A 7,139-nucleotide genomic window follows, 5' to 3' on the forward strand; every position below is an offset into this window, starting at 1 on the left:
GCCTGCACCGGACTGGTTTCCGCAGCTCTGTCTGCTCAGGCCTCGCCACGCGGCGAGGGCGTCATCTCGAAGCGCAGGATGGCGCCCGCGGGCATGCTGCGGCTGCCGGCCCGAAGCTCGTCGCGCGACACGCACAGCACGCGGCCGCCGCCGCGGAGCGTGTCCATTGCCGCCCGGGCGATCAGATCCTCATCCCCCTCCTGCTTTTCCTCGTTCACGTGGACGGTATCCTCCGCCTCGTCGTAGCGGCCCCAGACCGGGCCCTGGTCGTCGGGAACAAGAAGCACGTCCACCGCCTGGAAGCGGGCGGCCCGCACGAAGCCTTCCGGACGGTCCGTCGAACGCGCGCTGCCGTCGTTGTAGAGGCTGTAGAAGCGGTCGATCTCGCGCAGCGTCTCGGCCTTCAGGACGGGTCCGATCGCGGCCAGGGCCCTGGCGTGCAGGTCATCCTCCGAGAGGCCGAAGGGATTGACGTCGACCTCGACCAGCTCCGCCGTATCCGACCCGAAGCGTCCGACCGCCAGGAAGTTGCCGCGGAGCTCGGACTGCGCCGCCAGCACCATGGGCGGGTTGCGGTTGCCGATCCAGGAGTCGACGGCGTTCGCGACCTTGTGCAGGTACTCTACGAAGCGCGCCTGCCGCAGCTCCTCTGGCGTGTCGCCGTAGTTGCGGTCGGCCGGTATGCCGCGCTCGCCGCGCGCCCGGCCCCGTGGACCTCCGGAGGAGGCCACCTTTCGTCCCTCCTGCGCCTCCGTCTCGGCGTCCAGGACATCGACCCCCATGGGAATGTCCACGCCGTGGACGCGCACCATGCCGTGCGTCCCGGCCTGATACAGCCGCGTCTCCTCCGCGGACATCGCGAGGACGAGGAACTGCCGGTGCGAGCTCAGCAGGGGGATCAGCGGCATCAGGTCGAAGCCATCCCCGACCACGACGCGCTCCGGCATGGTGTGGCACAGGGTGAAGGCCTGGAAAAAGCCGGGGCTGAGGAAGACGGCGAGACCCTTGTCCTGCTGGCGCCAGAAGACCTCGTCCTCGATCAGGCGCGTGACAGGCGCGATCAGCGCGTCGGCATCCGGGGCGCGCATGCCGGACGCCGTCAGGCGTTCGATGGCGCGCGTCCGCAGGTTCCTCAGGCGGACGGGATCCTGCCGGACCTCCAGACCCGCGCCATGCGTGGGCAGGTAGAAGGAGATCGCGGGCGCCTGCTCGTGGGCGAGAAGCTGGTCGATGTCGGCGCGGCTGAACATGGGTTCTCCCTGGCGTCGGATCCTGAGCGCCGGCCCTTCGGCGGTCCTCGGGTCTGCGGCCTCGGGTCCGGCGCGGCAATGTCGACCCGGTCCAACAGGGTGCGGGCGGCACGGTTCCGGCCGGCCGGCGCGCTTCCGCTTGAAGCCCGGCGGACGACAGCCTATCGTCGCGCCGTTCGCCTCCACTGGACTCCAGGGACACGCCTTGATCTCCGTGCTTGCCCGCAGGCCCGCCGCCCGAGCGCTTCTTGCCTGCGCGGGTTTCCTGACCCTTGCCGGATGCGGCGGTGGCGACGCCTCGGTCCTGCCGCTGGAGCGGCCGACCGCCCAGGCGTCGGACGACGCGTTCCGTCGCCCGCTCAGCGTTCCGCCGGTCTACGGCATCCGCCCCGGCATGACCGCCGAGGCCGGGCGTCGTCAGGCCGTGGCCGAACCCGCGGCGGCCGCGCCGGTGGCCGACGGGCAGGATGCGCTGCTGCGGCTGGCTGGTCAGCCCGACCCCAGGATCCGCGAGCTGATCGGATCGGGGCCGGGCGTGGCGGTTCTGAACGAGGCGCAGCTTTCGACGGTGCTCTCCGCCCCGGCCCGCGGCACGTCCGGAGTGCCGCAGGCGGAGCGGCGCGACCGCCTTACCCCCGAAAGCCGTTGACCACGGGACCAGGGAAGGGCCCATCCATGAGGAACCTTGCGATGCGGCGCGCCCTCTGCGTGGCGGGCCTTGTCTGGCTCGGCGGCTGCGCGGCCGGCGGACAGGCTGCTTCCGGACAGGTGGCTCCTTCGGCGGCCGCAGGGGCAACGCCGCAGGCCACGGCGGCATCCCAGCCCGGAACCCTACCGGCGGTCCCCGCCGAACCCGCGATTTCGCAGCAGGAATTCGAGGCTTGGCTCGTCCGCTTCCGCGAGGAAGCGAGCGCCGCCGGCATCTCCCCCCGCACGCTCGACCGCGCCCTCACGGGGATCGGTCCCGTGCCCTCCGTGCTGGCCGCCGACGCCAACCAGCCGGAGTTCACCCGGCCGATCTGGAGCTATCTCGACAGCGCCGTCAGCCAGGCCCGGATCACCCGCGGACGCGAACTGCTTCGCACCCATGCCGCGCTTTTCTCGCCCGTCGAGGCGCGTTGGGGCGTTCCCGCGGAGGTGGTTGCGGCGATCTGGGCCATCGAAAGCAATTTCGGCGCCGTGATGGGCGACATTCCCATCGTGCCGGCGCTCGCGACGCTGGGCTACAGCGGGCGGCGCACGCAGTTCGGCCGCAGGGAACTGCTGGCCGCGCTGGCCATCCTCGACCGCGGCGACATCACGCCCGAGCGGATGGTGGGCTCCTGGGCCGGCGCCATGGGGCAGACCCAGTTCATCCCGACGACCTTCCAGCGCTTCGCGGTCGACATGGACGGCGACGGCCGCCGCGACCTCTGGAGCAGCCTGCCGGACGTCTTCGCATCGACCGCCAACCATCTGGCGGAGGCAGGCTGGCGCAGGGGCCTGCCCTGGGGTGTGGAGGTGACGCTTCCGCAGGGCTTCGACTACACGCTGGCCGACCTTTCGATGGTCCGCCCGCTCGACGAGTGGCGCGCGACCGGTGTCTTGGTGCCGCGGGGCGTCGCCATTGCCGGCACGGAGCCGGTCTCCGTCCTGGTGCCGGCCGGCGCCCAGGGGCCCGCCTTCGTCGTGACGCGCAACTACCGTGCGATCCTGCAGTACAACAACGCGACGAGCTACGCGCTGGCGGTCGGCCATCTCTCCGATCGTTTCGACGGGGCCGGCCCGATCAGGGCCGCGTGGCCGCGGCACGAGCGCCCGCTGAGCCGGGACGAGCGCATGGAGCTGCAGCAGCTCCTTGCCCAGCGCGGCTACGCCGTCGGCGAGATCGACGGCATCATCGGCGCCAACACGCGCAACGCGTTCCGGCGTTGGCAGCAGGAGACCGGCGTGCCGGCCGACGCCTTCCCGACCGCGTCGCTGCTGGAGCGGCTGCGCGCGGCCATGCCCGCAGCGGGGCAGCAGCCGCGCCCGGCGGGCTGAGGGCGCAGCCGGTCAGCGCCCGAGGCGCGCCAGCATGCCCCGGGCGGCCCAGGTGCCGGTGGCGAAGCAGGCCTGCAGCAGGTAGCCGCCGGTGGGCGCCTCCCAGTCCAGCATCTCGCCGGCGACGAAGATTCCGGGAAGGCGCCGGATCATGAGCGCGCGGTCGAGCTCCTCGAACGGCACGCCGCCTGCCGAGGAGATCGCGCGCTCGATGGGGCGGAGGCCGGTCAGCCGCAGCGGCAGCGCCTTGAGCGCCGCCGCGAGCCGGCCGGCATCGTCCAGCGCTTCGGGCACCAGCTCGCGCAGCAGCGGATGGAAGGGGCCGTCGCCCAGCGCCTTGCGAAACCAGGTCGAAAGGCTGCCGCCACCCCGCGGGCGGGCGAGCCTGCGGCGCAAGGCCGCCTCGTCCTCCTGCGGGCGCAGGTCGATCAGAAGAGTCGCCGACCCCTCGGTCAGGATCGCCTCGCGCAACGGCCCCGACAGGGCGTAGACGGCGCCCCCCTCGATCCCCGCCCGCGTGACGACCAGCTCGCCGCGCACCCGCCGCCCGCCGAAGGACAGCGCGAGGTTCTTGAGTGGCCGCCCCTCCATGCGCGCGAGGAACCCCGGCGACCAGACGGCCTCGAACCCCATATTGGCCGGCCTGAGCGGGGTTATGGGGACGCCGCGCCCGTGCAGGACCGGCACCCAGGCCCCGTCGGAGCCGAGGCGCGGCCAGCTCGCCCCGCCGAGCGCCAGCAGTGTTGCGCGCGCCCGGACGACGAGAGGGCCGTCGGGCGTATCGAAGCTCAGCGTGCCGTCCGGGGCGAAACCCGTCCAGCGGTTCCGCGCCCGGATCCGCACGCCCAGGCCGTCCAGCCGGCGAAGCCAGGCGCGCAGCAGGGGCGAGGCCTTCATGGCGCGGGGGAAGACCCGGCCGCTGGTGCCCACAAAGGTGTCTGCCCCAAGCCCGTCGGCCCAGGCGCGCAGCGCAGAGGCATCGAAGGCCGCGAGAATCTCCGCCAGCGTGCCCTGGCGCGCCCCGTAGCGTGCGAGGAAGTCGGCTGCGGGCTCGGAATGGGTCAGGTTCAGGCCGCCGCGCCCAGCCATCAGGAACTTGCGCGCAGGGGACGGCATGGCCTCAAACACCACGACGGACGCCCCGCGTTCAGCGAGCGTCTCGGCTGCGAAGAGGCCGGCGGGGCCGCCGCCGACCACCGCCGCCTCGATCTCCAGGATGGGAAGCGCGGGCATGGGCCAGTGATGGCGCGGCGCGGCCGTCCTGTCCAGGGCCGGCAGATGTCCGGGTCCGGACGTTCCTACGAAAGAAAGGGGTGATCCTTCCGCTCCGCTGCGGCATTATTCCGCCGAGATCAACCGCTCCGCTGCCCCTTCACCATGTTTGGCGCAGGATCAGCCGTCCAGCTCCCCAGCGACACCCGGCCGGTCGCGCTGGCGCCCCGCGTGCCTGCTGCGGGCGGGCGGGCGGCGGACGACGCGGCCGCCGGAGGCGCGCGCGGCTTCGGACCCGCCGTGGTGATGAAGCTGAGCGTTTCCGCTTCCAGCGACGGCGCGGCCGGGAAGACCGAGCTTTCGGAGGATGAGCAGAAGGCAGTCCGGGAGCTGAAGGCGCGGGACCAGGAGGTCCGTGCCCACGAGCAGGCCCATGCTTCGGTGGGGGGGCAGCATGCCGGATCCCCCTCGTACAGCTATCAGGCCGGGCCCGACGGGCGGCGCTATGCGGTCGGCGGCGAGGTGCAGATCGATACCAGCCCCGAGGCGGACCCCGAGGCGACGATCCGCAAGATGGAGGTCGTCAAGCGCGCAGCCCTGGCGCCGGCCGAGCCTTCGTCCGCGGATGTCAAGGTCGCCGCCAGCGCCGACAGGATCCGCCAGGACGCCGAGCGCGAGTTGAACCGGCAGAAGGCCGTGATCGCCGAACAGGACGGAAACGTGGGCCCCGGCACAATCCCCGGCGCGCAGTCGGGGGACGTGACGGGCGTCGCCGCGGACCCCGGCTCCGTCTCTGCTGGAGACCCGACCGCACGGCCGGACACGTCCCGTTTCGCGACCGCCTCGGCGGCCTATGCCGGCGCGGCGCGGCTTCTGATCTCCGGCCCCTATGGCGCAGGGATCGGCGCGGGCGTCATCGGCCGCTTCTGAACCCGCCGCGCCGCGGCCCAGCGCGGATTTCCCGCCGCGCCGCGGCTCAGCGCGGATTTCCCGCCGCCAGGGCCTTCGGCGCCTGCAGGCGCCGCTGCGACACCGGGAAGGCGAACATCCATCTCAGCCCCAACGGCCGGTGCACCGCGATCGCCAGTGCCGAAAGCGCCATGGCGACGGCGAGGCTTGTGGCCAGGACAACGCCGCCCGGAGTCTCCGGGGCCAGCTTGTCGAAGAGGGTCACGACAATCGCCAGCAGCAGCCAGTGGACCACGTAGACCACGAGCGAATCCCGGCCAAAGAACCGCAGCGTCCCCGAAAGCGGCGTGCGGCAGGCTACCCGCGCCAGCAGCATCAGGCAGACGATCCCGGCCAGCACGAAAGGCAGGCTCACCAGCTCGTACCGCATGTTGCCGAAGGCCACGGCGGCCGGAAGCGAGGCGGTCATGACCGCGACGGCGAGCGCCACGGGCACCGGCCGGTCGAGCACGCTCGGCCATTGCTCCCTGCGCCGGGCGGCCCAGTCGCCGAGCACGAAGAACGCGAAGAGGAACAGGAAGCGCGGAATGTGCTGATTGTTGTTGTCCACCGTCGAGATGGCCATGAAGAAGCCGGACAGGCCGAGCGCCACCGCGACGACGGGCAGGCGCGGCGCACGCCTGAGGACGAGCATCAGCACGAAGAACAGGAAGAGATCCCGCAGGAACCACATGTGTCCCGGCGGTTTCGTCGCGATCTCGAGGAACAGGTCCCAGCCGTGCTGCAGGCCCGAGGTGCCGCCGACGGCCACCAGCATCACCGTGTAGATCACCGACCAGACCAGGAACGGCCACAGGATGTTCCGTGTCTTGCCGCCGAGATACACAGCCGCGCCCTTGGCGAGGGCGTGCTGCAGCAGCAGGCCTGACAGGAACGCCATGGCGGGCATGCGCACCGGGCTCAGGGCATCCGAGATAATATCGACCCAGACGGGGACCTCGAACCCGATCCGCCGGGTGAAGCGGATCGCATGCTCGAGGACAACCATGGTGATGGCGATGCCGCGCAGGGCATCCATCCAGTCAATTCGGCTCGAAGTCGTGCTGGTCGGCGTCATGGCGCCCTCCTGTCCCGTGACGGCGGATCTGATCTCCGCGCGGGGGCCCGGCTGACCTCCGGCGCGAAGCGGCTCAGGGCCGCAGCACCACGATCAGGGCGGTGTGGCGTCGCTGCTGGAAAGCCGGCCGGTTCCGGCCGGGCGCCCTGTGGCGGGCGCTTGGAAACAGTCCGCTCTCGTCATCGCAGAAGGCATCCATGCTCTGCGTTTCCTGGACAAGGTTAACGCCCTCGGCGCGGGAAGGTGGCGCCGCATCGCGGATATTGCGGCACCCCTGGCGAAGTACCGCCTGGCGCGCGGCGTCGTGCCCCCCAATGGGCGGTGGAGCCGCGATCCGGGCCAAGGTTGACGCGGCGGGCGCAGGGCGGGCGGGTTGTCCCCGCCGGTCGGGCGCTGGGCTCCTGAGCTGGCAGCAGCGGCAAAAGCCGACGCCGCATGGGTCTGGCGAGCATGGTCCTGTTCGTCATCCGACCCGGAGGCGATCAGCACGCCCGCACCTGCCCTTCGGCGACACTGTCTAGCACTACCTTGGCAGTTCCTGCGTAATTAGGCGAGGCAAGACCTGTTGTCCTGCCCAGGAGATGGCCGGAGCCGGAGGCGGTCATGCTGGAGGTGCAGACATGGGAAGC

7 protein-coding genes are annotated in these 7,139 nt (G+C 71.7%); 3 read left to right on the plus strand and 4 right to left on the minus strand.

Annotated elements, in window-relative coordinates:
- Positions 1–35: 35 nt before the first annotated feature.
- A complete protein-coding gene (locus JUB13_RS13765) occupies positions 36–1,250 on the minus strand; it encodes a baeRF3 domain-containing protein (protein ID WP_207479794.1) in 1,215 nt (404 codons plus the stop codon).
- A gap of 205 nt (positions 1,251–1,455) precedes the next feature.
- On the opposite strand from JUB13_RS13765, the gene JUB13_RS13770 reads away from it, so the two are divergent.
- Entirely contained in the window at positions 1,456–1,899 is a 444-nt protein-coding gene (locus JUB13_RS13770) for a hypothetical protein (RefSeq protein WP_207479796.1), read from the plus strand.
- Between the two features lie 26 nt (positions 1,900–1,925).
- Positions 1,926–3,272: a lytic murein transglycosylase gene (locus JUB13_RS13775; RefSeq protein ID WP_207479798.1), complete on the plus strand. Its 1,347-nt coding sequence runs from the start codon at positions 1,926–1,928 to the stop codon at positions 3,270–3,272.
- Positions 3,273–3,284: 12 nt separating this feature from the next.
- On the opposite strand, the gene JUB13_RS13780 is transcribed toward JUB13_RS13775, so the two are convergent.
- Positions 3,285–4,505, minus strand: a complete 1,221-nt coding sequence (locus tag JUB13_RS13780) for a BaiN/RdsA family NAD(P)/FAD-dependent oxidoreductase (RefSeq protein WP_207479800.1) — start codon at positions 4,503–4,505, stop codon at positions 3,285–3,287.
- 210 nt (positions 4,506–4,715) lie between these two features.
- Here JUB13_RS13780 and JUB13_RS13785 point away from each other — a divergent pair, with 210 nt between their 5' ends.
- The gene (locus JUB13_RS13785; protein WP_207479802.1) at positions 4,716–5,414 is read left to right on the plus strand and encodes a putative metalloprotease CJM1_0395 family protein; all 699 of its coding nucleotides are present in this window, start codon (positions 4,716–4,718) and stop codon (positions 5,412–5,414) included.
- A 46-nt stretch (positions 5,415–5,460) separates the two neighbouring features.
- Here the strand turns inward: JUB13_RS13785 and JUB13_RS13790 are convergent, their stop codons facing one another.
- The gene (locus JUB13_RS13790; protein ID WP_207479804.1) at positions 5,461–6,510 is read right to left on the minus strand and encodes an acyltransferase family protein; all 1,050 of its coding nucleotides are present in this window, start codon (positions 6,508–6,510) and stop codon (positions 5,461–5,463) included.
- Between the two features lie 73 nt (positions 6,511–6,583).
- Complete coding sequence (locus JUB13_RS31825) at positions 6,584–6,709, minus strand: hypothetical protein (protein WP_268914363.1); 126 nt, start codon at positions 6,707–6,709, stop codon at positions 6,584–6,586.
- Positions 6,710–7,139 lie beyond the last annotated feature (430 nt).

Origin of the sequence: Arenibaculum pallidiluteum, from assembly GCF_017355985.1 — a bacterium.
Classification (GTDB): domain Bacteria; phylum Pseudomonadota; class Alphaproteobacteria; order Azospirillales; family Azospirillaceae; genus Arenibaculum; species Arenibaculum pallidiluteum.